The sequence below is a fragment of the Lysinibacillus sp. GW821-FHT14F06 genome (assembly GCF_058803665.1).
On record NZ_JBXAPF010000036.1, the window covers coordinates 16,737 to 42,569 of the forward strand.

Below are 25,833 nucleotides of genomic sequence, written 5' to 3' on the forward strand. Positions count from 1 at the left end.
TCCATACACCTCCTATTTCACTTTCATCATACTATACCCACGAAGGGTATGTAAAGTAAAAAATTTTATTAATGTTGATGATCATGATGAGACGGTTCTGCTTTTAATTGGCATAAAATTGAATTGTCATGCTGATGTGCTGCAGTTTCTAATTGAATTGTTACATGCTTAATGCCCTTATGCTCAAGATTATGTTCAATTTCTCGTAATATATTCTCACTATCCGTAATTTTCAACTGATCATCAACCACCGCGTGACAGGAAAGTGCATTCGTTCCACTTGTTATTGTCCAAATGTGTAGATCATGTATACTTTGGACACCTTTTGTCTGTTCAATAGTTTGAATAATTTCTTGAATGTCGACGTTTGAAGGAGTTCCCTCCATTAAAACATGAACAGCAGCCTTCGTTACATAGTAGCCACTTCTTAATACCAACAATGCGACAATTACACTTGCCAGCGGATCAGCCCAGCCCCAACCAAAAAACATAATTAGTAAAGCGGCAACAATAGCTCCTACAGATCCCAGCATATCACTTAGTACATGTAAAAATGCACCTCGCATATTTAAATTATCCTTTGTGTCGCTTCCACGCATCATTATCCAAGCTACCAAAATATTAATAAGAAGGCCAATCGTACTAATAATAAGCATACCTTTAGTTGCCACTTCTGGTGGATTTGCAAAACGCTCTATTGCCTCGTAGAAAATAAATAAAGCTATTAAGATTAATGTCACACCATTTAACACCGCAGCTAAAATTTCAAATCGTTTGTAACCATATGTTTTACTGTAATTTGCTGCCTTCTCTCCAAACATAAATGCAAGTAATGCTATGGCTAAAGAAATTGAGTCACTTAACATATGTCCTGCGTCTGATAAAAGAGCCAAACTATTTGTTAAAAAACCGCCAATTGCTTCAACCACCATATATCCTGTAATTATAATAAATGATAATATTAATACTTTTTTATTAGCGCCATGTGTATGATCATGGCCGTGATCATGATTATGTCCCATGTTTTTCCCCTCCGTTATTTTTAATTATGTGCAGCATGCTCAATCGCTTGCTTCAGTAAATTCATAATGTGATCGTCATCCTTCGAATAGTATAAGGTTGTACCCTCTCTTCGAAATTTCACTAAACGTAAATTTTTTAAAAAACGTAATTGATGCGAAACGGTCGATTGGCCTAAATCTAAGATTTCCGCGATGTCATTGACCGAATGTTCATCTGTACACAATAAATTTAGTATACGAATTCTTGTAGGATCACTTAATGCCTTAAAGGTTTGAGATACAACAAATAGTGTCTCCTCATCTAAATGCTGATCGTTGTTTACTTGAGTAATCTCTGTTAATTTTTCATCCATTTAGTTTATCCCCAATCATTTATATTTATATATGAGCATGTGTTCATATATAAATATAAATGGTACTTTTAGGAATGTCAACATTTAAAGTAGCATTTACCAATTAAGCAGGATACACTACTTTTAAGGAGAGATATTTAGTGGATATTTTCGAAACAGATCGATTATTTATGAAACAAGCATTAGAAGAAGCACAGAAAGCCGCTGTACTTGGAGAAGTACCTATTGGAGCTGTGCTTGTTTACAATGGAGAAATTATTGCAAGAGCCCATAATTTAAGAGAAACAACACAAAATGCAACCACACATGCTGAGCTGGAGGTTATACAGAAGGCTTGTAAAAAAATCGGTAGCTGGCGTTTAGAAAATACAACACTCTATGTAACGCTTGAACCTTGCCCTATGTGCGCAGGCGCTATTTTACAGTCTCGTGTGCCTCGTGTTGTATATGGTGCACGAGATATGAAAGCGGGTTGCGTAGATTCACTCTACCAACTATTAAACGATGCTCGTTTTAATCATGAATGTGAAGTAACTGAAGGTATATTAGCAGAGGAATGCGGACAAATATTAACTGATTTTTTCAAAGCTTTACGTGACAGGAAAAAGGCAGAGAAAAAGGCTCGTAAATTAGCTGAACAACAATAAATAAAAATGCCAAACAACCGAAGTAGCAATATGTCCCTGCGTGAAAGCAAGGGGAAAGTTTCAGAAGGATGTTTGGCATTTTTTGTTATAGTAATCAATAGATAAATTAAAATTAACCATATATCTTTTATAAGCAACGAAAGCCAATTTTTACATTCCATACATAATCTTAACTCAGTGATATTCGCAGTTTACCAGCACCTAATTAGCCCTCGAGAATCTGTTTGAACTCTTTTCCTTTTTGGACATATGTGTCAATCGATAATTGAATTAGCTCAAAGTCTTTATCTTGTAAAGAGCGAATAACCTTACCTGGTGATCCAACAACTAATGAACGTGGAGGAATCTTTGTACCTTGTGTGATAAGCGTATTTGCGCCAATAATACATTCCTCTCCAATTTCAGCATAATCTAAAATAACCGATCCCATGCCGACAATTGTACGATGACCTATTTTACAGCCATGTAAGACCACCTGGTGGCCAACTGTTACTTCGTCTTCTACAATAACAGGCGCCCCTTCAAATAAATGAATTGTTACATTATCCTGAATACTACAGCGTTTTCCAATGCTGATAGTATCTTCATCTCCTCGTAATACTGCATTAAACCAAATTGAAGATTCTTCATCTATTGATACATCCCCAATGATATATGTTCCTGGAGCTTGAAATACAGATTCGTGTACAACTGGTTTTTTAGTGGCGTATGTAATCTCCATAAAATTCACCCTTCCATTTGTCTGATTATTTTGTTAAATTTAATATAACATATTTTAAACGGGAGGTGTACTTATTGAATCAATTATGTTCGATTTTAAAGATTCAATACCCAATTATACAAGGAGGAATGGGAAATATCAGCAGTCCTGAACTCGTAGCTTCTGTGTCAAATGCAGGAGGATTAGGAACAATTGGCTGTGGGACAATGACACCAGCAGAAGTAGAGAAGCGCATAATAACTACAAAACAACTGACAGAAAAACCATTTGCTATTAATATCCCAATTAATGTCAACCCTTACACAAAAGAATTATTACAAATGGCTATAACACTTAAAGTACCGGTCGTTTCTTTATCAGCAGGAAACCCCGAACCATTTATCAAGAAGTTACATGCCCATAATATTTGTGTAATGGTGGTTATAGCAGCTGTCAAACACGCTATCAAGGCAGAACAAGGCGGTGCTGATGTGCTTGTTGTAGAAGGATTTGAAGCGGCAGGGATTAATTCAAATTTAGAGTTGACAACATTTACACTAATTCCACAAGTTGTTGATGCGGTTTCGATTCCCGTTGTGGCAGCAGGTGGTATTGGTGATGGACGAGGATTGGCAGCTTCATTCATGCTTGGAGCAGCGGGTGTACAAATGGGAACACGTTTTATTGCTACGCAGGAGATGCCTGTACATAAGACATATAAACAAAGGCTACTCGATGCGACAGATGTAGAAACGGTTATTCTTGGCAGATCAGTTGGGCAAATACGTCGTGTATTAAAATCGCCTTACACAGCTGAACTTCTGTCAGATGAAGGAATAGGCATAACGCTTGCTGATTATCAAAAACGTACATCTGAAGCTTATCATATCAAAGGGGCCATTGAAGGAAACGAAAAGGGTGGTTTTGTGAATAGTGGACAAATTGCAGGGATGATCCAAGACTTACCGACTGTTTCCACGCTTATCAACAATATGATGACCGATGCACAGAAATGTTTAAATCGCGCATTGCTTACTAATTTTCAGTCTCAATAAAAGGAAGGACATAAGCGACCATGATTGACTTAAAACAAGTTATTAACGGGGCAGTTGAACCACCGGCATGTGATCAAACGTTATGTATTAAATTAATCTCGGCTATTGCCGGAGATGCTATTTGCTCATGGGAGATTAACGAAAATTTTTTAAACGGTCATCAAATAGTAATGGGTGGATATATAGCTTCTGCGGCTGATATTACGATGGCATATTCGATGGCTTCTGTACTAGAAGAAAATCAAGTATTTTCAACCATTAATTTACAAACAACATTTTTACGACCTCTTCACGTAGGTATTGCCACTGTTGATTCAAGGATCATAAAAAAAGGACGGAAAACTTGTTATGTGGAGGCGATAGTTTCACAAAATGAAAAATATGTCGCTAAAGTAACGTCTTCTATAATGATTCTTTAAAAACAAAGGAGCTCCCCTTAATTGGATGAGCTCTTTTGTTTTTTAATTATCAGCGTGGAAAATTTCCTCAAAGAAACGATAGGATGGCTCTTCCAGTAATTTATAGTATTGTTGAAACAATAATGCTGCGTGATTTCCACTCCACATAGGAGGTAATAATTCTTGTGGAAGACCTGGGTCGATAAATAGAAATTTACGATATTCATGAACAAGATTTGTACGCTCTACAAAACATTCAGCATCTGACATTTCTTCTTTAGAGATGGCACTTTGATGCACGATATATTGCTTACTATATTGATTCATAAATTCCTCATATCGCGCTTCAATTTCTGTCAATGACCAGCTTTTTTCAATAAGTGCCTCATGATTATGCGGCCCAATATATTCGGCTGAAAAGAAATCTACGTAATCAGCAATATCATATTTTTGAATAAGCAATTTAACTTCTTCTTCTAAGTTGTTGGGTGATATCCAGCAGCCATTTGAAAAAGAACCAAATCCGCTCCATAAGAGTTCTTTGCGTAATTCGTCTCGAATCTGACGTTTGTCTTCTGGAATAGTATACATCAGAAGTCGCCATTTTTGGTCCCATTTGTTGGGTTTAAGTTTAAAAATACGATTGGCCGCTTCTTCCATGCGTTTTTTACCTCGTTTTGTTAAAAAATAATAACTACGGTTCCCTTGTCTTTCAGATTGTAACCACCCTTGTTTGACCATTCTAGATACGGATACACGTACATTTTGCTCTGTATGACCAAATTCCTTCAATAAACGAATTAAGCTACCAATCCAAATTTTAGAACCGTAGCGCATAATATAATCACCATAGAGTGTAAAAATCATTGACTGTGTATTAGCGCCCATCTTATCCCCCAACTTTCTTACTTATTTCCCTTTAAATACAGGTTGACGTTTTTCACTGAATGCCTGCAATGCTTCAAGGCGATCCTCTGTCGGAATGACTAACTCATACGCCTTTGATTCGATGGCAAGACCTGTTTGTAAATCTGTGTTCATTCCTTGTGAAATGGCGTATTTTGCTTGACGAACGGCTACTGGACCATTTTGCATAATACGTGCTGCAAGTGCCTCACATTCAGATAATAACAATTCACGTGGTACCGTTTTTAAAATGATACCTAGCTGTACAGCTTCAGTAGCTGTAATTTTTGCCGCTGTTAAAATCATTTCTTTTGCCTTCATTTCACCAACTAGTCGCGGCAGTCGTTGTGTTCCACCCGCGCCAGGAATAATTGCCCAACTCGTTTCAGTTAAACCAAGCAATGCCTCTTCAACAGCAATCGCAAAATCACAGGCTAATAACCATTCAAAGCCTCCACCTAGTGCATGTCCATTAACCGCTGCAATAGTGGGTTGTGGTAAACTTGCGATACTATTAAACACGTCTCGAATCGCTCGTACATTCCGACGTACTTCCTGTGGTGTTAATGTTTTTCGCTCTTTTAAATCTGCACCTGCACTAAATGCCTTCTCACCCGCACCTGTAAAGATGACGGTATGGACGTTATCAGCTATATGTATCTCATCAACAACTTGTTGTAATTGAGATAACGTTGTATAGTTGAAACAATTTAACGTCTCTGGTCGATTTATTGTTATATAAGCAATATAATTGTTTATTTTAAATGAAATTGTATTCATATGCAAACCCCTCTTTTTTTTAATCCTATTTTAGTAAAAACCGGCACATTGAATGCGCCGGTTCCTCTCTAAGATTCTATATTTGCTATAATTGTTGCGATTCCTTGACCAACGCCGATACACATAGAAGCCAGTCCGTATTGTACGTTTTGTTTCTTCATTTCGTAAAGTAACGTTGTTAAAATACGAGCACCACTCGCACCTAGTGGATGGCCGAATGCAATCGCACCACCGTTTACGTTCACCGTGGCTGGGTCTAGTTCAAGCTGTTTCATGGATTCTAATGCTTGTGAAGCGAATGCCTCGTTTAGTTCATAAAGCCCGATATCCTTTGTTGTTAGCCCCGCACGATGTAGCGCTTTTTTAGAAGCATAAATCGGGCCTAATCCCATAACAGCAGGCTCTAATCCCGCAATAGCTCCTGTTACATAACGTGCTAAAGGTGTGATATTCAGTTCCTTTGCTTTGTCAGCACTCATTAATAACAGAGCAGATGCGCCGTCGTTAACACCAGAAGCATTACCAGCCGTTACTGTACCGTTTTCGAAAATAGGACGTAATTTGGCCAGTGCTTCAAGTGTCGTTTCTGGACGTGGATGTTCGTCTGTATCAATAATCGTTTCATTGCCTTTTTTATCTTTAATGCGCACGGGTACGATTTCATCTGCGAAACGATTTTCTTCAATCGCCTTTTTCGCACGTTGTTGGCTTTCAAAGGCAAAGGCATCTTGTTCTTTACGGCTAATGTTAAAGCGCTGGGCCACATTTTCAGCTGTTTGTGGCATTGTATCAGCTCCATACATGGCTTGTAGCTTTGGATTTGTAAAACGCCAACCAATCGTTGTATCAAACAATTTTTGATCACCACGTGGATAGTCTACTTCAGGTTTACCCATGACAAATGGTGCTCGCGTCATGCTTTCTGTACCACCCGCTATAAAAATATCACCTTCACCACTTTTGATGGCACGGGCTGCGAAGTGTACAGCATCCATTCCTGAACCACATAATCGATTTATGGTTGTTCCACCAACCCCAATTGGTAGCTCTGCAAGTAAAGCGGCCATACGTGCAACATTTCGATTATCTTCACCAGCTTGGTTAGCGTTTCCGAAAATAACATCTTCTATTTGTTCGGCGGGCACTTTGGGATTTCGTTCCACAAGTGCTTTTATCACTCTGGCAGCTAAATCGTCAGGGCGTACAGATTTTAATACGCCTTTATATCGTCCAATTGGTGTACGTACAGCATCTACGATAACGACTTCCCTCATTTTCTTATCACCTCTTTTTGCTCGGTATAGTCATAAACACCTTTTCCGCTTTTACGTCCTAAACGCCCAGCTTGTACATATTGTTCAAGTAGTGGTGCTGGACGGTATTTTTCACCGAGTTTTTCATGTAAATAACGCAAATTATTTAGGCGTGCATCGAGACCAACTAAATCTACCAACTCAAATGGACCCATTGGGTAATTTAAGCCAAGTTTAATCGCTTTATCAATATCTTCGGGTGTACCTAAACCCTCTTGTAACATGTAAAATGCTTCATTACCAACGAGTGCACTGATACGACTAGTAACAAAACCTGGGAATTCGTTAATGATAACAGTTTGTTTACCCATTTTTTCAGCGATTTCTCGAATTGTTTGTGCAGTCTCATCGCTTGTTTCAAGACCTCTTATAATCTCGACTAGCTCCATTTTATGTACGGGATTAAAGAAGTGCATCGCGATTGTTTGTTCAGGCCGTTTCGCATAAGAAGCAATTTCTGTTGGACTCATTGTTGAGGTATTTGTTGCAAATAAACAGTTGGGGGATGCAAACTGTTCCATTTGTTCAAACACAGCTTTTTTAATATCTTTTTTCTCTGGCACAGCTTCAATGATTAAATCTGCATTTTTTGCAACAGCCTCTAAATCTGTCACATAAGCAAGACGTAATTTAGCTTCTTGAGCTTGTTGTGCTGTTAATTTTCCACGTTTAATGGATTTTTCAAAAATAGATGTAATTTCATTTTGGGCATTTTCCAACGCTTGTTCGTTAATATCGATAATAGCTGTTTCAAAACCACCGACTGCGCTTACGTACGCAATTCCACGACCCATAACGCCTGATCCGATGACAATGACTTTTTTCATGAAAGCTACCTCCTTGTTGTGAAAACCATATACGAAGAGTGGGGATAGCTCATCGCATATGGTTTTTGTGGTGGTTAAACGCCCAGTGGGTTTAGTGGGCGGCTACCATAATATGAAATGATACTTTTAGTTTCTGTATATAAATCTAATGTTTCGATACATAACTCACGACCGAAACCAGATTGCTTATAGCCACCAAATGGTGTACCTGGCATTGCAGAGAATGGGCAGTTAACCATTACGATTCCTGCTTGGATTTGATTTGCAATTCGTGTAGCACGTGCACCGTCTTTTGACCAAACCGCTGAGCCTAAGCCGAATTCTGAATCATTTGCTAAGCGAATCGCTTCTTTTTCATCACTAAATGGCATTATAACTACCACTGGACCAAAGATTTCTTCACGTACAACTTTCATAGAGTGGTTCACATCTGCAATAACAGTTGGTTCGTACCAGAAACCATTTTCAAAGCCTTCAACTGTCGCAACTTTTCCACCTGCTAAAATTGTCGCGCCTTCTTCAATGGCAGATTGTACATAGCCGTCGATGACATTTAATTGATCTAAGTCGATAATTGCGCCCATATGTGTGCCCTTATCGAAGGGATCGCCTAGTTTAATCGCTTTTGTTTTTGCGACAAACTTTTCTAAAAATTCATCGTAAATGTCTTTGTGCACGTATAAGCGTGAACGTGCTTCACATGATTGACCTGAGTTATAGAAAATACCGTATAGTGAACCATCTACTGCAGCATCGATATCTGCATCTTCGAACACTAAATTTGGTGACTTACCACCAAGCTCTAATGTGACACGTTTTAATGTTTGAGATGCTTTTTCCATAATGCCTTTGCCAACAGGTGTAGAACCTGTGAAGGCTACTTTGTCGACTTGTTTATGTTCCACTAAGTAATTCCCTACATCTTTACCTGAGCCTGGAATGATGTTCACAACACCCGCCGGAACGCCTGCTTCTATGCAAATTTCGCCTAAAATAATTGCAGTTAAAGGTGTTAAAGAAGCTGGTTTGACAATAACGGAACAGCCAACAGCAATAGCTGGGGCAATTTTCCATGCGGTCATCATTAGTGGATAGTTCCAAGGAACAATCTGAGCACATACACCGACTGGCTCTTTCTCTGTGTAGTTATGAAATTGACCTGGTAAGTTGTTCACTGTGCCACGGTGACCGACGATTGCACCTGCATAAAACTCGAAGTCTTCGATTGCTTGGTGTACTTGACCTTGTGCAGTGCCAAGTGATTTTCCTGTATCAAGCATTTCAAGTTCTACAATTTCATTGAAGCGTGAACGCATGATGGCAGCAATCTTGTTGAGTACTTGTGCACGGCGATTAATAGGATATTGTTTCCATTTTCCGTGATCAAAAGCCGCGCGAGCCGCTTGTACTGCACGCTCGGCATCTTCTTGAGATGCTTTTGCGATAGTTGCAACGACTTCACCTGTTGCAGGGTTAATCGTTTGGAATGTCCCACCATTACTACTTTCAACTTTTTCACCATTAATAATTAAATGGTAAAAGTCACGCTTCACTGATACTTGCTCTTGTACTTGTTGTGTCATTGTCATTCACTCCTTCTTATTGTCCACTAAATTGAGGCTGTCTTTTTTCTGTAAATGCTTTCATACCTTCTTGATGATCCTCTGTAGCACCGGCAATACTTTGGCTTTGTGCTTCATACGTAAGGAAGTCTTCAAACTTGAGGTGTTCTGCTGCCTTCATATTACGTTTAATTAAGCCAATTGCTTTAGTTGGTAGCTGTCCAATCTGTTGGGCAAACGTATGGACATCATCTTCAAATGTGTCATCGTTATAGATAGCGGTTGCTAATCCTAATTGTTTGGCTTCATCTGGTTTAATGCGTTGCCCGAGTATAGAAATTTCAAGTGCTTTAGCGTCACCTACTAATTGTTTTAAGTAGTATAAATTCCCCGAATCTGGAATGAGACCTACATGAATGAAGGCATTCATAAAGAAGGAATTTTCCGCCATTACACGAAAATCTGCGGCAAGTGCTAGACTAAAGCCAGCACCTGCTGCGGCACCTTTCACAGCTGCGATAATTGGTTTTTCGCAGCTATGTATTTGTTGCACCATTGGGCCATAATGGTCAGTTAAAATATCACCGAGTTTCATATTTTCGTCGATTACAGATAGGTCTTGACCGGAACAAAATGCACGTCCTTCACCACGTAACACAATGCAACGTACTGCATGATCTGCAGTCGCTTGCTTAACAGCATTGCGAATTTCATGATTCATTTGTGCTGTAAATGCATTTAATGTATCAGGACGATTTAACGAAATATATGCCACAGATTCTTTAAGCTCATATTGAATAGTTTCAAACATAATTATCTCCCCTTAAAGTTCGGTTGACGTTTTTCAACGAATGCTTGCATGCCTTCTTTTTGATCTTCTGAAGAGAATAATAGATAGAAATTTTTCCGTTCAAACTGCATACCTTCATAAAGTGAGTAGTCGACAGCTTTGTTGACAGACTCTTTAATAAGGCGTACAGCGAGTGCTGGTTTTTTCGTGAGCATTATCGCTACTTTCTGTGTTTCTTCCATTAATACTTCTGGTTGTACAATTTTGTTGATTATGCCATGTGTGAGTGCTTCTTCGGCCGTAATGCGGGCGGCACCCCAAATCCACTCCAATGCTTTTGTACGTCCTACTAATTTTGTTAGACGTTGTGTACCACCTGCTCCAGGCATAACACCGAGGTTAATTTCTGGGAAACTAAATTCGGTGCCTTCCGCTGCAATTAATAAATCACAACAAAGTGCTAATTCAAAGCCACCACCGAAAACAAACCCTTTGACGCTACCGATAATAGGCTTTTTAATTTGAGCGATACGGTCCCAGTCAGCAAACTGATTTAGTAACTCTAAATGAACAGTATTGTCTGTAGCCATTTCGTCGATATCGGCACCCGATGAAAAAGCTTTTCCATGCCCTGCTACGACAATCACTTGTACGTAGTCGTCACGGTCAAACTGTTCCATCGCATGCATAATTTCGCGTATCATCGAACGATTTAATGAATTGTATTGGCGAGGACGGTTTAAATAGATATACCCAACCCCATTGTCAATCATTACTTCAATAAATGTGAATGCTGCCATTACGCATCTTCACCGACAATGAGTGTAACGATGTCACTCGCAAAGCTCATTAAATCTTTTCCTGATGCTTTACCTTCTGGAGAACGAAGCCCATTTTTTAAATCTTCTGGGCTATCATATGTCATTTCACACATTAAATAATAAGGTGAATCTGTACCCATTGGTGTTGAACTGAACTTTGTTACTTTCATTTCACGTAAACCTGGAATTTTTGCAGTGATTGGTGTGTGTACATTTTCGTAGTGCTCATCAAATGCTTTCTTATCTACTGGATGTTTATATAATGCGACTAATTTAGCCATAGTTGAATACGCTCCTTTATCTACATTGAAGTAGAAATTAATTTCATTGCCTCAAACGGGTTTTTACAGCTCTTGCAATATAAAATACTGCGGCATGCTGTGGGACCAAATATATTTTCAAGCGTGACATACGTAGAACCACAGTATGGGCAATCTACATGCCAAGTGCCGTCTTCCTTTAAAAACAGAGGTGGAGGAGCTATACCGAATTGCTTTAAGCCCTCCCTTCCCTTTGCTGTTACGCGATCAGAAGTCCAAGCCGGACTATTAATAAAAACGACATCTACTTCACAAACGTGTTCTAATTGAACAATCGCTTTTTCGATATTTTGTTGAATGATTGTCAGTGCAGGACAACCTGAAAACGTTGGTAGCACTTCAATACGAATATGACCATCATTAATCTGAACACGCTCAATCATGCCAAGATCAATAATGCTTACCGTATCGATTTCAGGATCTTTCACCGTATCCAGTACTTCATAGATGTGAGTCTCGTACAATTCGGTAGTTATCATAGTCACCCTCCTTTGTAAATTGACATTACCAACTTGCTGCTACATCTGAACGATAAACTTCTGACATGGTCTCAATCGCTGATGTTAAATCATCTGTATGTTGACCATTACGGCCATTGATTGTAGGTGTTGGTAGTACAGGTACAGCGATTTTTATTGATTCAAATGTTGGTTTAATAATCGCAAACCAGCGTTCTTTTAAGGCTTCTTCAGATTCGATTAAATCAAATGTTGCTAAGCGTGGTGCTACATCTCCATAAGAGAATAAATCGCCTGCATCTTTGATGACTTCTTCTAATGCTGCAATCATGCGTGAACGTGATTCTTCTGTTGCTGTAAATAATTGAGTAAACCAAGCTGTCCAGTGCATTTGGTGGTAGTATAGTTCAGCACTAATTTTTGTAACGATTTCTTGGATTGGACTATAGCTGCTTTCTTTTAAGGCTTCAATTTTTGCTTTTTTTGCAGTTGAATAGATAAAATTACGTGCAACCGCATAGCCCCAATCATAATTTGGTGCTTCTTTGTAGTAACCTTCACCGTTTGGACGCTCAACAAGTAGACTATTGCTACGTTCTTCTTTTGGTCGAAGCTGCGCTAAAGAATCTGAATTACCTTCACCAAGTTCTTCTAACAATGTGTAGTATAGTTTTGCGTGCCCCATTGTATCTTGTGTAATAGATGAGAAAGCAACGTCTTCTTCAATATGAGGTGCTAACCCAAGCCATTCTGAGCCGCGATAAGAGAATAAATAATCATCATCTGCTAATTGATATAGCAACGTAGTTACTGATTTTTTAAATTCAGGAGTTACTTCTTTACTCATCTTTTTTACCTCCTCCAGCCCAAGAAAGGATTTCTTTTTCATCTAGCATTCCTTGTTCATAGTGCCTCCATTTTTTCTTTAAATATCCATAGCCTTTTGTGGTACGATAGTCTTTATTATCTAAACGTTGTAATGCTTGTTTGCTTTCTTGTGTTAAGCCATGTACATGTTTACGATTTACTACCCAAATGTCTACGACAGGTTCACGTCGCATAAAGTTTTCCTGAGCCATCACTAGAGCTATTTCTCCGTTTGGCGCTAGAAGACTGAATTGATGCTGGAAATGGGATGTTGGTGTTCGTTTACTAAATACTTCAAATTCTTGATAGAAAGATTCTTTTTCCACGATAGTACCTCCCTCTAAGAGTTAATTTGCTAGTGCCGTTAATGCTTCACGTACCCATGCATTATTTTCGTAAGATGAGCGACGAAGTGTTAGACGTTCTTGTGAACATGGACCTTCGTTGCGTTGAATTTTCTTGAAATATTCCCAGTTTGGTTGTTCGTAAATCCATTTTTGTTGTGCCTCATCGAAGTGTAAAGTTGGATCTGGAACTGTTAAACCTAACGATTGAATACGTGGAATGTACTTTGTTAAGAAACTTTGACGTAATTCTTCGTTTGATAACACGCGAATTTTGTATTTAATTGTTACATCCTGTTTGCTTGTGCCTGTTGTATCCTTTGTTTCTGGACCAAAGAAGAATAACAATGATTCCCACCATCGATTTAATGCATCTTGCACTAGTTCACGTTGTTCAGGTGTTCCTTCTGCTAGCGCCATAATGATAGCTTCACCATGCTGTGCGTGGAAGACTTCTTCTGCACAAATTCGTTGTAAAGCACGTGCATATGGTCCGTAAGAAGCACCTAACATATTTGTTTGTGAGATGATGGCTGAACCATCTACAAGCCATCCGATTAATCCTGCATCACCCCAGGATTTTGTTTCCATATGAAATACATTATGAAATTTAAGACGGCCCTCGAATAAATCAATCATCAAATCGCCACGGTTTTTCCCATATGGTTTTAGTAAATCTTCTGCTACACGCAATAATAATTGACCATGGCCCATTTCATCTTGTACTTTTGCCATAATACCTAGCTTTCGGTATAAGGTTGGGGCTTTAGGAACCCACTCTTTTTCAGGAAGGGCACCCATGATTTCACTAATACCATGCATAGAAATTAATTTGATTAGCGCTAATCGATATTCTTCTGGCATCCAATCATCTACTTCGATTTTGTCTCCAGCAGCAATACGTGCCTCAAACTGCTCTTGTAATTTTTGTTCAGATAATTGTGTTGCTACACTCATCGTAAAAGCCTCCTTATATAACTAATTTTAATTAACCGTTTATATTCCGTTATGTTTAATAGCAAAAAAATTATTCGTCTAGCAATCTTTCAGAGTTACTTGCTACTTTAATAGATTCTGTAGGACAACCTTCCATTGCATCCTCTAAATCATCATATAAATCTTCAGGTACTTCTTGACAGCCTTTGTTATCATCTAAAATAACATATGCAATGCCCTCGTCATTATAATCAAAAATTTCCGGAGCTGATGCGCCGCACGCGCCACACGCAATGCATGTAGTCTGATCTACTCTTGTAAATTTAGCCATACTTATTTGTTCCTTTCAAAAAGCTTCTGCATCAGGTAAACTGTTTCTTCTTTTCTTCCATTAAACTCGTACTATGCAACGGCTGTACTTTAGATGTTGGGTCAATGTAAACCTTCGCATTACTAATAGCTGTTGGCGCTTCCCCGAAGCCACTGACAATTAACTTTACTTTTCCATCATACGTACAAATATCACCAGCAGCGTAAATACCAGGGATGTTCGTTTCCATGCGAGAATTGACTACGATGGAGTTTTTGCTAATTTCTAAGCCCCAGTCCTTAATTGCACCTAATGATGAAACAAAACCAAAGTTTACAATAACATCATCTATCCCATAGATTGGTTTGATTGTTTCATCTTTCGCATGTTTTAATTTAACATGAGTGATAATTTTTTCCCCAATTAGCTCTTCAGGTACATATGGAGTAATCACCTCAACAGAAGATTGCATCAGATTTTCTATACTATGTTCATGTGCACGGAATTTATCGCGTCTGTGTACGATTGTTACTTTTTTAGCGATTGGTTCTAGCATCATAGCCCAATCTACTGCTGAATCGCCACCTCCAAATACCATGACGTTACGATCTTTGAAAGCATTAAGATCATTGATGAAGTAATGTAAATTATGTTCTGCATACTTCTCTTCCCCATCGAACTCAAGTGTACGAACTTTGAAAGCACCATTTCCTGCAGTGATAAGAATTGTACGAGAGTAATGAATTCCGCTTGTCGTAACAAGTTTGAAAATACCATCTTCACCTTTTTCAATGGTTAATACAGATTCTTTTGTACAGACATCTACTGGAAATGTATTCATTTGCTCTTTTAGATTGTAGATAAGATCTTGAGCGCGTATTTTAGGGAAACCAGCAATATCATAAATATATTTCTCTGGATAAAGCGCTGCTAGCTGGCCTCCCAATTGAGGGAGGCTTTCAATAATTTTTACGCTCATACCACGCATACCGCCATAAAAGGCGGCAAACATGCCAATAGGTCCTCCCCCAATAATCGTCACATCTTTTATTTGTTCTGTTTCAATCATTGAATAACCTCCCGCCGCTCATTTCTCCGATCAATGACACGAATTGCCTTTCCTTCTGATCGAGGAATAGAACCGATGTTTTCAATCACAAGACTAACAGAAACTAAACAAGCATTTTTTAAATCATGTTTGACTTTTCTTGATAACATTTGAATCAGCGGATGATTTAGGTTTCCACCAATCTCCTTATATAACTTTGGTGTTAACTCCACATGTAGTTCCAGTTCATCCATATTCCCTTTCTTCAATATATGAATTTGATAGTGTGGGGCCAAACCTTCAACTTGTAGTAATTCACGCTCAATTTCTGATGGGAAAACATTCACTCCTCTAATAATCAACATGTCATCCGTACGTCCTTTAACACGAGCCATGCGTATTGTTGTACGTCCACATTTACACTTTTCATGTGTAATTGAAGTAATATCACCAGTTCGATAGCGAATAATTGGTAGCGCTTCCTTTGTTAAAGTGGTAATAACCAGTTCACCATCTTTGCCAGCCTCTACAGGTTCTAATGTCTCAGGATCGATAATTTCCACAAAGAAATGATCTTCTGCGATATGTAAGCCATTTTGACCTTCATAACATTCTATTGATACACCAGGCCCCATGACTTCACTTAAACCGTAAATATCTAAAGCACGAATTTTTAATTTGTTCTCTATAGCACGGCGCATTTCCTCTGACCAAGGTTCTGCACCAAATATCCCGTACTCAATCCCATTTGTTGCAGGATCAATCCCCATTTCTTCCATTTTCTCAGCTATGGTCAAAATATAGGATGGTGTACCTGCAATGCCACGTGGTTTAAAGTCTTCAAGTAATGTAATTTGTCGTTCTGTATTGCCACCTGAAATCGGTACAACTGCTGCGCCTAATGCTTCAGCGCCGTAGTGTAGACCAATTCCACCTGTAAATAGGCCATATCCGTAAGCATTATGGAAAATATCTGATTTGCGTCCCCCTGCGGCAACGATAGCACGAGCTAAAAGTCCCGACCACATATCGATATCATTTTTTGTATAGCCGACAATTGTTGGTTTTCCACTAGTACCTGAGGAGCCGTGAATACGGACTACCTCATCCATCGGAACTGAGAAAAGTCCAAATGGATATTGTTCACGCAAATTTACTTTTTTTGTGAATGGTAATTTTTGAATATCCGCTAAACTTTGAATATCAGCAGGCGTTATTCCTAGCAGATCGAATTGTTCCTTGTAAAAAGATGTATTATTGTATACTCGTTCGACTGTTTTTTTTAAACGTGTCAGTTGAATCTTTTCCATTTCTCCCCTTGATGCTGTTTCAATTTCTGGATGATACATTCCCTAATCCCCCTTTTAGCTTTTACAGTTCATTACAATACAAAACTTTATATAACAATTTAACAACGACAGTATTTATACTGTAATCTATTAATAAGATAAACAAATTAATCTGAATTGTCAATATATTTTGTTTTATCTCTCTAAAGTTATTTATTTCTAATTTTTAAACCTTTTTTCTTTTAACATGTTAATAAATTTTCTGATAGTCCGAATAACGGCAATATCATTCTTAAATAATTTTAACCTAAAATACACGCGAAAAATCAATATAATTCTATATGATACGCATATTAACTATTTTCTTATTTACTTTTCAAATAACCGATGTTAAATTGATTTTATATTTCACTTTTATTACAGTCGTTATAATTATGTATTAAATTATGCAATACAATCGTTTGTACATTCTGTTTAAATGAGGAATATATTTACAATTAAAGGAGGGAGTATGTATTGACGTTATCAGAAACACAACAACACGAACAATATTACGACGACATATTTGACGCTTTAAAAAACGAACCTTACGCTAATTATTTAGGGATGGAATTACTAGAATTGAAAGCAGGATTTGCGAAAGTAACACTTTCACCAGCTACTCATATGCTGAACACACACGGTACTGTACACGGAGGCATTATTTTTTCACTAGCTGATTATGCCTTTGCAGTGGCAAGTAATTCTTATGGAACAACAGCTGTTGGTGTGACAAATACGATTAACTACATGAGCGCGAGTTTTGCTGATCACAAACTAACAGCTATCGCTCAGGAAGTGAAAAAGACACGCCGCTTAGCTTGGTATCGCATCGATGTGTTAAGTAACGATGAATTATGCGCAACAATGGAAGCGATGGTTTATCGTAAAAATGAAAGTTTCATTGGATAAGAATAATAAAGTAATCAAAAGTGAAATGGCAATGCTGATGTGAATGAAGGAGCAATCTATCAAACATCCATCGATTGCTTGTTATAGTAGATGTGTATGAAACCTTTCTGAATGATGAATAGGTTTCATACACATCTTTTAATACGCTTAAACCCCTCTCTAGTGTAGTGATAAGGAGGGATCTTGAAGTTGTTTTCTTATACTTTTACTTTTGCCAGCGCAGTTGGTTTTTTCTGCGGTATACCGAAGTACGCCTCTTGTACTTTTGAATTATTTAATAATTCTTGTGCTGTACCTGAAATTGTCATTTGACCATGCGCTAATACACAGGCACGGTCAGCTACCTTTAATGCTGCTTTTACGTTCTGTTCTACCAAAATAATCGTTGCACCACGTTCATCACACAGTCTACGTAAAATATTCATAATATCTTTCACAATTAAAGGCGCGAGTCCTAATGAGGGCTCATCTAGCATTAATACTTTAGGATTGGCCATCAACCCCCTTCCAATCGCTACCATTTGTTGTTCCCCACCTGAAAGTAAACCACCAGGACGATTGAGCATTTGCTTTAAGCGTGGAAATAATTCTACGATTTCTTCGTAGTCACGATGAATCGTTTTCTTATCTTTCTTATAACGATGATAAGAACCGAGCATGAGATTGTCTTTTACAGATAATGAAGAAAAAATTTGTCTTCGTTCAGGTACTAAACAGATACCTTTGGCAACCGTCCTTTGAACACCATCTCTAGTAATATCAAATCCCTTGTATTCGATTTTCCCTTCAGTTGGCGTATATATACCAGCTAGAGTACCAAGTAGCGTACTTTTCCCTGCACCATTTGATCCAACAATTGACAGTAATTCTCCTTCTAATAACTCAAAATTTATACCATCAAGGACGTGTAAATACCCATGATAGGTATGTAGATTTTCGATTTTAAGCATACTCTACACCTTCTTCCTCATCATCGCCCAAGTATGCTGCCAAGACTTGTGGATTTTGATAAATCTCTTCAGGGTTGCCTTCTCCGATTTTGACGCCATTATCCAAAACTACTAAACGATCTGAAATGGACATAACCGTTTCCATGTCATGTTCAACAAATAAAAATGTCATACCGTCCGCGCGCATTTTCAAAATTACGTCAACTAATTGTCTGGATTCTTCAGCGTTCAGACCTGCCATTGGCTCATCTAATAAAATTAGTTGTGGTTTTGAAATTGCTGCACGCGCAATTTCAAGTAGCCGCTGATTACCATAAGGCAATTTATCTGACATCTCATAGGCAAATTCGGCAATTCCTACGTCCTTTAAACATTGTAATGCCCTTTCCATTGTTTGAACTTCCTCTTTGACGACAGTCGGTAATCGTAAACCTGCTGATAAAATGTTTGTTTTCATCGTAATATGTGCCCCAGTCATCACATTTTCGATGACGGTCATATTATCAAAGACTTCTAAGTTTTGAAATGTTCTTGTCACACCAGCTTGTGCAATTTGATATGGTTTTTTACGTGTTAATCGCTTACCTTGAAAGTACACATTTCCGGATGAACTAGGCAATACTCCAGTAATCATATTGAAAAGTGTTGTTTTACCAGCTCCATTAGGACCAATAACTGCGAAAATTTCACCTTTATTAATTGTGAATGATACATTGTCTACAGCAACCACGCCGCCAAAAATCTTTGTTAAGTTTTCTACACTTAAGATGAGCTCTTTATTAGTCATTAGCTTTCCCTCCTGTCGCTTGGGTATTGATTGCTAAAGCCATGTGAGTAGCATTACCCCTCTTTTTAAATTTGGAGAAAATTTTCTCGAATTGTGGTACTAAACCATTCGGCATATAAATTAATGTTAAGACAAGTAATAAACCGAAGAATACGATTTCAAATTCTCCTCCAACATTCGGTAAAATCAATGGTACGTAGTGCTTTAATAATTCTCCGAGCAAAACATACGTTGCAGAGCCAATAATGGCACCCCAAATATTACTTAATCCTCCGATAATGACCATTATTAATAAATAAATAGACGTATTTGCTGTAAATAAATCTGGATTAATAAATGATACGTAATGAGCTAATAAGGAGCCAGAGATAGATGTGAAAATAGCACTTGTAATAAAAATTTGTAGTTTATATTTCATTAAATTAACACCAACTGCATCTGCTGCAATTTCACTTCCCTCAATGGAACGTAAACCACGTCCAATACGTGAGTGAATAATGTTACGTGCGATAAAAAGTGCGACAAAAACAAATACCCAGATGAGATAGAAGTAACTACGATCTGTGACGAAATCAAAGCCAAATAAACTAATAGATGGAATACCAAAAAAGCCATTTGAGCCTCCAGTAATCTGTGTTAACTCCTTAAATGCTGTATAGACAATAATGCCAAACCCTAATGTTGCTAATGCTAAATAGTAGCCCTTCAACTTAAATGTTGGAATACCAATTAGCAAAGCAACCAGCGCAGAAATTAGTGCACCTACAATAATCGCTAACCAAGGAGATAAACCTTGTGTACCTGTCATATAAGCAGATGTGTAGGCACCGATTCCATAAAAGGCCGCGTGACCTAATGAAATTTGTCCCGCGTATCCTGTTAGCATTGTTAACCCGATGCATACTAATGCATAAAAACCAATCATTGTAAAAATGGCAAGTGTATAAGTAGATCCCACTAGCGGGATACAAAATAGCAGTGCAAAGAAAATGCAGGGGCCAACCAGACTGTTATTATAAATTAATTTTAAATTCTTTTTTGTCATAATTTTGTACCCCTTATACGCGTTTTCCTGAAGCTTTAGCAAATAGACCTTCAGGTTTTACAAATAAAATTAATAGCAATAAAGAGAAACTCACTACATCTTTTAAACCAGAAGACCATAATCCTTCTGTAAACGCTTCAATAATACCGATTAAAAACGCACCTGCAATTGCAGCTGGGGCATTTGTTAATCCCCCAACAACTGCTGCTACAAATGCTTTTATACCAAGCATCATCCCCATATCATAGGATGCACCGGATATTGGAGCGATTACTGTACCCGCTAAAGCTCCTACTGCAGCACTTACAACAACAGCAAGTAATGACATTTTATTTGGGTTTATTCCCATTAAACGTGCAGCAAAAGGATTGATCACACAAGCTGTTAATGATTTTCCTGTAAATGTATAGTTAAAAAAGTACATCATGACGATTAAAATTATGATAGAAAGACCAATTGCCCATAAGTTTTGTGGAAGTAATACGGCATCTAAAAATTGAATTGGTGTATTATCCATAAATGGCGGTAATGTTTGAGCTTGAGTCCCCCAAATTAAAATAGCAATCCCACGGAATGCAATCGAAACCCCAATTGTAATGATTATTAGTGTTGTCATGGATGATTTACGAGCGGTATGAATGGCTGTTCGTTCAAATATTCCGCCAATAGCCGCTACAATGACGATACTTAAAATAATGGCTAACCATAAGGGTAGATTTGCTTTTACGAGTGAAATACTGATTAATGCACCAAACATAGCAAATTCACCTTGTGCGAAGTTAAGAATACCTGTCACGTTATAGATAATAACGAATCCCACTGCAATCAGTGCATAAATTGCTCCTATTGTTAAACCTGAAAATAACAATTGCAACATTTGAGAAAATGTTTCCATGATATCATTCACTCCATTTCATTTCGATGTTACTAGATTGATAATGAATGAACAGTGATGGAGAGACACCACTGTTCATTGAATTTGTATTATTTTTATCAGTTTTCTAAGGTCCATTTTCCATCTACAATACGTACCATTGCAAAACTATCTGGACTTAATCCCATATGGTTTTCTGCATTGATGTTAAATGTACCAGTAAGGCCTACAAATTCCCCCAGTTCTTGCTCAATGAAATCCCGAATAGCGGCGCTATCAGTACCTTTGGCTTCAATTGCTTTCGTTGCAATAGTGAAAGCGTCTGCTGCATATGCACCGAACGTACTTGCCGATTTATTGTATTTCGCTGTGTAAGATTCGTTGTACGCTATTAATAGTTCTTTTTGTGGATTCGAATCTTCTAAGCTATTTGCAACTAATAATTTACCTGTTGGTAAAATTACATCATTTGCTGCTTCGCCTGCAACTTCAATAAATTGATTTGTTGCAATTCCATGACTTGCAAGCACAGGTATATCTAGTGCTAATTCACGAATGTTTTTAATAACAACTGCGGATTCCTGTACAGTTCCCCAAACGATAATTACATCTGGATTTGCTTTTTTCACACGTGTTAATAATGGTTTTGCATCTGTGACTGTTGTTTCAAATTCATCTTCAATCACTGGCTCTACACCGTATTTTGGTGCATGTTTAACGAACTCGTCATGACCACCTGTACCATAAGAGTTCGCAACATTTAACCATGCTACTTTTGATAAGTTATGATCTTTTAAATATTGTAAAATACGCTCTACTGCTTGTTGGTCGTCTTGTGGCATTTTAAACACCCATTTACGTGCTTTGCCATCTTCACCGACATAAATTTGTTTACTTGCAGCAACCGAGATATAAGGTACTTGATTTTGTTCTGCTAAAGGCAACATAGCTAATGAGTTACCACTTGTTGTACCGCCTATTACAAGTGATACTTTGTCTTGAGTTAATGCCTTTTTCATTGCAAGGATTGCTTCATTTTGGTCTGATTTATCATCATAAGTTACTAATTCAATTTGTTGACCGTTAATTCCACCCTCTGCATTTTTTTGATCTACTAACATTTTAAGCGTTTGCATTTCTGGTTCCCCAAGAGCAGCCGCTCCACCAGATGCTGAAAAAATCCCTGCAATTTTTATTGAATCGGCTGTTGCTCCTGTACCAGATTCTGAGCTAGAAGATCCCGCAGATGATGAGTTGTTTTTTCCTGAATCAGATGATGAACCACACGCTATCAAAAATAACGCACTCATCAATAGGAAAAGTGACAGTAAAGTCTTTTTCATAAAATACTACACCCCTTAATTATTTTTATACCTATATAAACCGCATCCCCTGTTAAAAATGACGGTATGTATAGCCCCTCATGAATAAAAAAAACATAACTCAAATCTTATTATTATTTTTTTTGTGTAATACTAAAGTTTTTTAAGATAATAATCAATTATATTATCCAAGAAAAAAATCACACATTCTAGATTTTAGTAACTATAAAGCAGAAAATAACTGATTTTATTAGTCCAAAGAATAACATGTATTGTTAAAAATGATAAATACTAAAAATATACACATCAAATCATTATATATACGATTTTTATATACTCGTTTTTATTTTGTTATATTTTTTATAAAAGAACGTTATGGACTTTAGCATATGAAATCCTTGCCACCTCTAGAAAAATTGTATTTTCTCTCAAAATATAAAGTGAAGAAACATATTAAATATGAAAAACGTTATATTCTAAAAAATCTGAAAATATGTTATTATACATAATAAATATACTTATTCGACAAAATACTGCATTTTAAGTATAAAGGTGGGAAAATTCATGGATCTAAGGCAATTAAATTACTTCATAACAATTGTCGAGGAAGGACAAATTACGAAAGCCGCAAAAAAACTACATATGGCACAGCCTCCACTTAGCCAGCAGTTAAAAATGATGGAAGAAGAATTGAATTGTAAACTACTAGATCGAAATGGTAGGACACTTGATATGACGGGTCCCGGGAAAGTGTTATATGAAAAAGGGAAAACTTTATTATCCAATTTCGAGGATACTATTTCTGAAATAAAGGAAGTAGGAGAAGGCTTAAAAGGTGTTTTATCTATAGGCGCAGATCAAACTTGTTTATCCTATATACCTGAAAAAATCAAGATTATGCTCGACCGATACCCCGATTTATGCTTTAAAATTATCGAAGGCGATACATTATTCTTAACAGAGAGCCTTTTAAGTAAAGAAATTGACGTAGCTATTTTACAGCAGCCCATTGAAGATGAAAAATTTTTTTCATTAGGCTTGGATGTTGAGGGATTTGTACTTGCTACACCATCGCAGTGGAATTTACAGAGCCCGATTCAGATGGGAGAATTAAAGAATATACCATTTCTTTCTTTTTATCGTCATCATAATTGTAATACACTTCGTATTATTTTAGATGAATTTAAAACTCATGGGTTTGAACCAAAAATTATTTGTGAGTGTACTAATATTGCCATGGTCTCTTCCTTGATTAGAAAAGGAGTAGGTGTGACCATTTTGCCAAGAACAAGTCTAGATAAGTTTTCTATTGATGGCATTAAAATTATTGAATTCGCTAATTGTAACATCCAATCTAAAGCGACGATAGTTTGGCCAAAGGAACGGTATTTAGCCAAATATGCACTTAATTTTTTAGAGTTGTTTACTGAAAATGGAAATTAAATAAATATACCTATATAAAAAAAGCGTACTTCTAGGAAGGTAATTTTAGCTTTCCTCGTAGAAAAAACTAATCAAAGCCCCATAGAATGGACAGTTTAATTTCATTTGGGTAATAAATCCATTTTATCTCATTCTTTTATTGAAGGTATTATTTACTCAATTTCTAATGAACATAGCCATCTCTGTAAAGCACCACGTTCGTCTCCATTAATAAGATTTACAAAGAAAAGCTACCATCGAGAAATAAATCTCCAACGGTAGCTTATTTTTTATCTTCATTGATCTCACCACCTGTAGAGGTGGTGAGATCAATGCGGTTTTGGTACCTTTTCAGTGCGAAATTGATTTACTTCTTTAATTCTCTGCACTTGTCACTTCGACCCAGAACTATTTTGGAGCAATAATATCTTTCCCGCCCATATAAGATCTTAGTACCTCAGGAATTACTACGCTTCCATCAGCTTGCTGATAGTTTTCTAGGATGGCCGCTACTGTACGTCCAATAGCAAGTCCTGAGCCGTTTAATGTGTGTACATACTCCGGTTTTGCATTTGCTTCACGACGGAAGCGAATATTTGCTCGACGTGCTTGGAAATCCTCGAAATTAGAGCAAGAAGAGATTTCACGATACATGTTTTGTGCTGGAATCCAAACCTCTAAATCATATTTTTTTGCTGCCGTAAAGCCTAAATCAGCCGTACACATTTTTAGTTTACGGTAAGGTAAGCCTAATAGTTGTAGTACCCTTTCAGCATGACCAGTTAATAGCTCTAGCTGTTCGTATGATTCCTCTGGTTTTACAAAGCGCACTAATTCTACTTTGTTAAATTGGTGCTGGCGAATTAAACCACGTGTATCACGTCCCGCAGAGCCTGCCTCTGAACGGAAACATGCACTATATGCAGCAAAGCCCTGTGGTAATGCTTCTACAGATAATATTTCATCACGATAGAAGTTTGTTACAGGTACCTCTGCCGTTGGAATCATGAAATAATCTGTTTCCTCTAATTTAAATACATCTTCTTCAAACTTAGGAAGCTGTCCAGTACCAGTTAAACTATCACGATTAACAATTACAGGTGGCAGCATTTCTTCATAACCATGCTCTTCTGCATGTAAATCCATCATAAATGTCATTAATGCACGTTCTAAACGAGCACCCAGCCCTCGATAGAATAAGAATCTGCTACCTGTCACTTTTGCTCCACGCTCAAAGTCTACAATTTTTAAATCGGTTGCAATATCCCAGTGTGGTTTAATATCAAAATCAAATGTCGGTACCTCACCCCAAGTATATTCCACAACGTTGTCATCCTCTGTTGTGCCTACTGGTACGGATTCATGCGGGATGTTTGGTAAACGCATCATCATATCTTTAAAACGGTCTTCTACATCATTTAATTGGACATCTAGCTCCTTAATTTCATCGCCAACCTGACGCATACGAGCGATTACTTCATCCGCATTTTCTTTATTACGCTTCATCACAGAAATTTGTTCAGATACTTTATTACGCTCAGCTTTAAGCTCTTCCGTTTTTGCAATTAATACACGACGCTTGGCATCTAATTCTTCAAAATCGTCTAAGTTTCCTAAATCCTCATTACGTGTTAATAGCATTTCTTTAACTTCAGCGAAATTATCGCGCACGCGTTTAATATCTAACATCGTTCATACCTCCAGTAGATTCCAAATGATGGGGAATAGTAGGTCAG

Annotated in this window: 29 protein-coding genes; 5 read left to right on the forward strand and 24 right to left on the reverse strand. The window is 37.6% G+C overall.

Annotation, left to right across the window (positions count from 1 at the left end; translation table 11 throughout):
- Positions 1-68 precede the first annotated feature (68 nt).
- Positions 69-1,022: a cation diffusion facilitator family transporter gene (locus tag AC1RNS_RS22350; RefSeq protein WP_492995846.1), complete on the reverse strand. Its 954-nt coding sequence runs from the start codon at positions 1,020-1,022 to the stop codon at positions 69-71.
- A gap of 20 nt (positions 1,023-1,042) precedes the next feature.
- Positions 1,043-1,375: an ArsR/SmtB family transcription factor gene (locus tag AC1RNS_RS22355; RefSeq protein WP_492995847.1), complete on the reverse strand. Its 333-nt coding sequence runs from the start codon at positions 1,373-1,375 to the stop codon at positions 1,043-1,045.
- Positions 1,376-1,515: 140 nt separating this feature from the next.
- Between AC1RNS_RS22355 and tadA the strand changes: the two genes are divergently transcribed.
- A complete protein-coding gene (gene tadA / locus AC1RNS_RS22360; RefSeq protein WP_492995848.1) occupies positions 1,516-2,022 on the forward strand; it encodes a tRNA adenosine(34) deaminase TadA in 507 nt (168 codons plus the stop codon).
- Positions 2,023-2,227: 205 nt separating this feature from the next.
- Here tadA and AC1RNS_RS22365 read toward each other — a convergent pair whose 3' ends face one another.
- On the reverse strand, positions 2,228-2,743 hold the full coding sequence (locus tag AC1RNS_RS22365) for a gamma carbonic anhydrase family protein (protein WP_492995849.1): 516 nt from the start codon (positions 2,741-2,743) through the stop codon (positions 2,228-2,230).
- Between the two features lie 74 nt (positions 2,744-2,817).
- Here AC1RNS_RS22365 and AC1RNS_RS22370 point away from each other — a divergent pair, with 74 nt between their 5' ends.
- Both AC1RNS_RS22370 and AC1RNS_RS22375 read left to right on the forward strand, forming a co-directional pair.
- On the forward strand, positions 2,818-3,777 hold the full coding sequence (locus tag AC1RNS_RS22370; protein WP_492995851.1) for an NAD(P)H-dependent flavin oxidoreductase: 960 nt from the start codon (positions 2,818-2,820) through the stop codon (positions 3,775-3,777).
- A gap of 20 nt (positions 3,778-3,797) precedes the next feature.
- Positions 3,798-4,196, forward strand: a complete 399-nt coding sequence (locus AC1RNS_RS22375; RefSeq protein ID WP_427545698.1) for a PaaI family thioesterase — start codon at positions 3,798-3,800, stop codon at positions 4,194-4,196.
- Between the two features lie 42 nt (positions 4,197-4,238).
- Here AC1RNS_RS22375 and paaX read toward each other — a convergent pair whose 3' ends face one another.
- The 15 genes from paaX to AC1RNS_RS22450 all read right to left on the reverse strand — a co-directional run bounded on the left by paaX (position 4,239) and on the right by AC1RNS_RS22450 (position 16,806).
- The gene (paaX, locus tag AC1RNS_RS22380; protein ID WP_492995853.1) at positions 4,239-5,063 is read right to left on the reverse strand and encodes a phenylacetic acid degradation operon negative regulatory protein PaaX; all 825 of its coding nucleotides are present in this window, start codon (positions 5,061-5,063) and stop codon (positions 4,239-4,241) included.
- A 21-nt stretch (positions 5,064-5,084) separates the two neighbouring features.
- A complete protein-coding gene (locus AC1RNS_RS22385; protein ID WP_492995854.1) occupies positions 5,085-5,861 on the reverse strand; it encodes an enoyl-CoA hydratase-related protein in 777 nt (258 codons plus the stop codon).
- A 68-nt stretch (positions 5,862-5,929) separates the two neighbouring features.
- Complete coding sequence (locus AC1RNS_RS22390; protein WP_492995856.1) at positions 5,930-7,135, reverse strand: acetyl-CoA C-acyltransferase; 1,206 nt, start codon at positions 7,133-7,135, stop codon at positions 5,930-5,932.
- On the reverse strand, positions 7,132-8,001 hold the full coding sequence (locus AC1RNS_RS22395; RefSeq protein ID WP_492995857.1) for a 3-hydroxyacyl-CoA dehydrogenase: 870 nt from the start codon (positions 7,999-8,001) through the stop codon (positions 7,132-7,134). Before AC1RNS_RS22395 ends, AC1RNS_RS22390 begins: the two co-directional genes overlap by 4 nt.
- 74 nt (positions 8,002-8,075) lie before the next feature.
- Positions 8,076-9,584, reverse strand: a complete 1,509-nt coding sequence (locus AC1RNS_RS22400; protein WP_492995858.1) for an aldehyde dehydrogenase family protein — start codon at positions 9,582-9,584, stop codon at positions 8,076-8,078.
- A gap of 16 nt (positions 9,585-9,600) precedes the next feature.
- Positions 9,601-10,374, reverse strand: coding sequence for an enoyl-CoA hydratase-related protein (locus AC1RNS_RS22405; RefSeq protein WP_492995860.1), 774 nt, complete (start codon positions 10,372-10,374; stop codon positions 9,601-9,603).
- Positions 10,375-10,376: 2 nt separating this feature from the next.
- Positions 10,377-11,153: an enoyl-CoA hydratase/isomerase family protein gene (locus tag AC1RNS_RS22410; protein ID WP_492995862.1), complete on the reverse strand. Its 777-nt coding sequence runs from the start codon at positions 11,151-11,153 to the stop codon at positions 10,377-10,379.
- Entirely contained in the window at positions 11,153-11,455 is a 303-nt protein-coding gene (locus tag AC1RNS_RS22415) for an EthD family reductase (RefSeq protein WP_492995864.1), read from the reverse strand. Before AC1RNS_RS22415 ends, AC1RNS_RS22410 begins: the two co-directional genes overlap by 1 nt.
- Positions 11,456-11,475: 20 nt before the next feature.
- Positions 11,476-11,973 carry a 1,2-phenylacetyl-CoA epoxidase subunit PaaD gene (gene paaD, locus AC1RNS_RS22420; RefSeq protein ID WP_492995865.1) on the reverse strand — a complete coding sequence of 166 codons (498 nt, stop codon included), beginning with the start codon at positions 11,971-11,973 and terminating at the stop codon, positions 11,476-11,478.
- Positions 11,974-11,998: 25 nt separating this feature from the next.
- Positions 11,999-12,799 (reverse strand): 1,2-phenylacetyl-CoA epoxidase subunit PaaC, encoded by an 801-nt coding sequence (gene paaC / locus AC1RNS_RS22425; RefSeq protein WP_492995867.1) that lies wholly within the window; start codon positions 12,797-12,799, stop codon positions 11,999-12,001.
- Complete coding sequence (paaB, locus tag AC1RNS_RS22430; protein ID WP_492995868.1) at positions 12,792-13,145, reverse strand: 1,2-phenylacetyl-CoA epoxidase subunit PaaB; 354 nt, start codon at positions 13,143-13,145, stop codon at positions 12,792-12,794. The genes paaC and paaB overlap by 8 nt, the downstream gene beginning before the upstream one ends.
- A gap of 21 nt (positions 13,146-13,166) precedes the next feature.
- A complete protein-coding gene (gene paaA, locus AC1RNS_RS22435) occupies positions 13,167-14,120 on the reverse strand; it encodes a 1,2-phenylacetyl-CoA epoxidase subunit PaaA (protein ID WP_427545720.1) in 954 nt (317 codons plus the stop codon).
- Between the two features lie 70 nt (positions 14,121-14,190).
- A complete protein-coding gene (locus tag AC1RNS_RS22440) occupies positions 14,191-14,430 on the reverse strand; it encodes a ferredoxin (protein ID WP_492995869.1) in 240 nt (79 codons plus the stop codon).
- A 31-nt stretch (positions 14,431-14,461) separates the two neighbouring features.
- Positions 14,462-15,478 (reverse strand): NAD(P)/FAD-dependent oxidoreductase, encoded by a 1,017-nt coding sequence (locus AC1RNS_RS22445; protein ID WP_492995870.1) that lies wholly within the window; start codon positions 15,476-15,478, stop codon positions 14,462-14,464.
- Positions 15,475-16,806 carry a phenylacetate--CoA ligase family protein gene (locus tag AC1RNS_RS22450; RefSeq protein WP_492995872.1) on the reverse strand — a complete coding sequence of 444 codons (1,332 nt, stop codon included), beginning with the start codon at positions 16,804-16,806 and terminating at the stop codon, positions 15,475-15,477. The genes AC1RNS_RS22445 and AC1RNS_RS22450 overlap by 4 nt, the downstream gene beginning before the upstream one ends.
- 456 nt (positions 16,807-17,262) lie before the next feature.
- On the opposite strand from AC1RNS_RS22450, the gene AC1RNS_RS22455 reads away from it, so the two are divergent.
- Positions 17,263-17,697 (forward strand): hotdog fold thioesterase, encoded by a 435-nt coding sequence (locus tag AC1RNS_RS22455; protein WP_492995874.1) that lies wholly within the window; start codon positions 17,263-17,265, stop codon positions 17,695-17,697.
- Between the two features lie 197 nt (positions 17,698-17,894).
- On the opposite strand, the gene AC1RNS_RS22460 is transcribed toward AC1RNS_RS22455, so the two are convergent.
- From AC1RNS_RS22460 to AC1RNS_RS22480, 5 genes are all read right to left on the reverse strand, one after another.
- Complete coding sequence (locus AC1RNS_RS22460; RefSeq protein WP_492995876.1) at positions 17,895-18,647, reverse strand: ABC transporter ATP-binding protein; 753 nt, start codon at positions 18,645-18,647, stop codon at positions 17,895-17,897.
- The gene (locus AC1RNS_RS22465; protein WP_492995877.1) at positions 18,640-19,434 is read right to left on the reverse strand and encodes an ABC transporter ATP-binding protein; all 795 of its coding nucleotides are present in this window, start codon (positions 19,432-19,434) and stop codon (positions 18,640-18,642) included. The genes AC1RNS_RS22460 and AC1RNS_RS22465 overlap by 8 nt, the downstream gene beginning before the upstream one ends.
- Positions 19,427-20,479: a branched-chain amino acid ABC transporter permease gene (locus tag AC1RNS_RS22470; RefSeq protein ID WP_492995879.1), complete on the reverse strand. Its 1,053-nt coding sequence runs from the start codon at positions 20,477-20,479 to the stop codon at positions 19,427-19,429. The genes AC1RNS_RS22465 and AC1RNS_RS22470 overlap by 8 nt, the downstream gene beginning before the upstream one ends.
- A gap of 13 nt (positions 20,480-20,492) precedes the next feature.
- Complete coding sequence (locus AC1RNS_RS22475; protein ID WP_492995881.1) at positions 20,493-21,374, reverse strand: branched-chain amino acid ABC transporter permease; 882 nt, start codon at positions 21,372-21,374, stop codon at positions 20,493-20,495.
- Between the two features lie 98 nt (positions 21,375-21,472).
- Positions 21,473-22,696, reverse strand: coding sequence for an ABC transporter substrate-binding protein (locus tag AC1RNS_RS22480; RefSeq protein ID WP_492995883.1), 1,224 nt, complete (start codon positions 22,694-22,696; stop codon positions 21,473-21,475).
- A 543-nt stretch (positions 22,697-23,239) separates the two neighbouring features.
- On the opposite strand from AC1RNS_RS22480, the gene AC1RNS_RS22485 reads away from it, so the two are divergent.
- Positions 23,240-24,118 (forward strand): LysR family transcriptional regulator, encoded by an 879-nt coding sequence (locus AC1RNS_RS22485; protein ID WP_492995885.1) that lies wholly within the window; start codon positions 23,240-23,242, stop codon positions 24,116-24,118.
- 387 nt (positions 24,119-24,505) lie between these two features.
- On the opposite strand, the gene serS is transcribed toward AC1RNS_RS22485, so the two are convergent.
- Complete coding sequence (gene serS / locus AC1RNS_RS22490; protein ID WP_492995886.1) at positions 24,506-25,786, reverse strand: serine--tRNA ligase; 1,281 nt, start codon at positions 25,784-25,786, stop codon at positions 24,506-24,508.
- Between the last annotated feature and the right edge of the window lie 47 nt (positions 25,787-25,833).

Coding starts and splice junctions, on each gene's coding strand:
- paaA (WP_427545720.1), bottom strand. CDS start 14,120: ATGAGTGTAGCAACACAATTATCTGAACAAAAATTACAAGAGCAGTTT.
- AC1RNS_RS22355 (WP_492995847.1), bottom strand. CDS start 1,375: ATGGATGAAAAATTAACAGAGATTACTCAAGTAAACAACGATCAGCAT.
- AC1RNS_RS22365 (WP_492995849.1), bottom strand. CDS start 2,743: ATGGAGATTACATACGCCACTAAAAAACCAGTTGTACACGAATCTGTA.
- AC1RNS_RS22475 (WP_492995881.1), bottom strand. CDS start 21,374: ATGGAAACATTTTCTCAAATGTTGCAATTGTTATTTTCAGGTTTAACA.
- paaC (WP_492995867.1), bottom strand. CDS start 12,799: ATGAGTAAAGAAGTAACTCCTGAATTTAAAAAATCAGTAACTACGTTG.
- AC1RNS_RS22485 (WP_492995885.1), top strand. CDS start 23,240: ATGGATCTAAGGCAATTAAATTACTTCATAACAATTGTCGAGGAAGGA.
- AC1RNS_RS22385 (WP_492995854.1), bottom strand. CDS start 5,861: ATGAATACAATTTCATTTAAAATAAACAATTATATTGCTTATATAACA.
- AC1RNS_RS22350 (WP_492995846.1), bottom strand. CDS start 1,022: ATGGGACATAATCATGATCACGGCCATGATCATACACATGGCGCTAAT.
- AC1RNS_RS22415 (WP_492995864.1), bottom strand. CDS start 11,455: ATGGCTAAATTAGTCGCATTATATAAACATCCAGTAGATAAGAAAGCA.
- AC1RNS_RS22460 (WP_492995876.1), bottom strand. CDS start 18,647: ATGCTTAAAATCGAAAATCTACATACCTATCATGGGTATTTACACGTC.
- AC1RNS_RS22480 (WP_492995883.1), bottom strand. CDS start 22,696: ATGAAAAAGACTTTACTGTCACTTTTCCTATTGATGAGTGCGTTATTT.
- AC1RNS_RS22410 (WP_492995862.1), bottom strand. CDS start 11,153: ATGGCAGCATTCACATTTATTGAAGTAATGATTGACAATGGGGTTGGG.
- AC1RNS_RS22400 (WP_492995858.1), bottom strand. CDS start 9,584: ATGACACAACAAGTACAAGAGCAAGTATCAGTGAAGCGTGACTTTTAC.
- AC1RNS_RS22405 (WP_492995860.1), bottom strand. CDS start 10,374: ATGTTTGAAACTATTCAATATGAGCTTAAAGAATCTGTGGCATATATT.
- serS (WP_492995886.1), bottom strand. CDS start 25,786: ATGTTAGATATTAAACGCGTGCGCGATAATTTCGCTGAAGTTAAAGAA.
- AC1RNS_RS22440 (WP_492995869.1), bottom strand. CDS start 14,430: ATGGCTAAATTTACAAGAGTAGATCAGACTACATGCATTGCGTGTGGC.
- AC1RNS_RS22465 (WP_492995877.1), bottom strand. CDS start 19,434: ATGACTAATAAAGAGCTCATCTTAAGTGTAGAAAACTTAACAAAGATT.
- AC1RNS_RS22375 (WP_427545698.1), top strand. CDS start 3,798: ATGATTGACTTAAAACAAGTTATTAACGGGGCAGTTGAACCACCGGCA.
- AC1RNS_RS22395 (WP_492995857.1), bottom strand. CDS start 8,001: ATGAAAAAAGTCATTGTCATCGGATCAGGCGTTATGGGTCGTGGAATT.
- AC1RNS_RS22445 (WP_492995870.1), bottom strand. CDS start 15,478: ATGATTGAAACAGAACAAATAAAAGATGTGACGATTATTGGGGGAGGA.
- AC1RNS_RS22470 (WP_492995879.1), bottom strand. CDS start 20,479: ATGACAAAAAAGAATTTAAAATTAATTTATAATAACAGTCTGGTTGGC.
- paaX (WP_492995853.1), bottom strand. CDS start 5,063: ATGGGCGCTAATACACAGTCAATGATTTTTACACTCTATGGTGATTAT.
- AC1RNS_RS22390 (WP_492995856.1), bottom strand. CDS start 7,135: ATGAGGGAAGTCGTTATCGTAGATGCTGTACGTACACCAATTGGACGA.
- paaD (WP_492995865.1), bottom strand. CDS start 11,973: ATGATAACTACCGAATTGTACGAGACTCACATCTATGAAGTACTGGAT.
- AC1RNS_RS22450 (WP_492995872.1), bottom strand. CDS start 16,806: ATGTATCATCCAGAAATTGAAACAGCATCAAGGGGAGAAATGGAAAAG.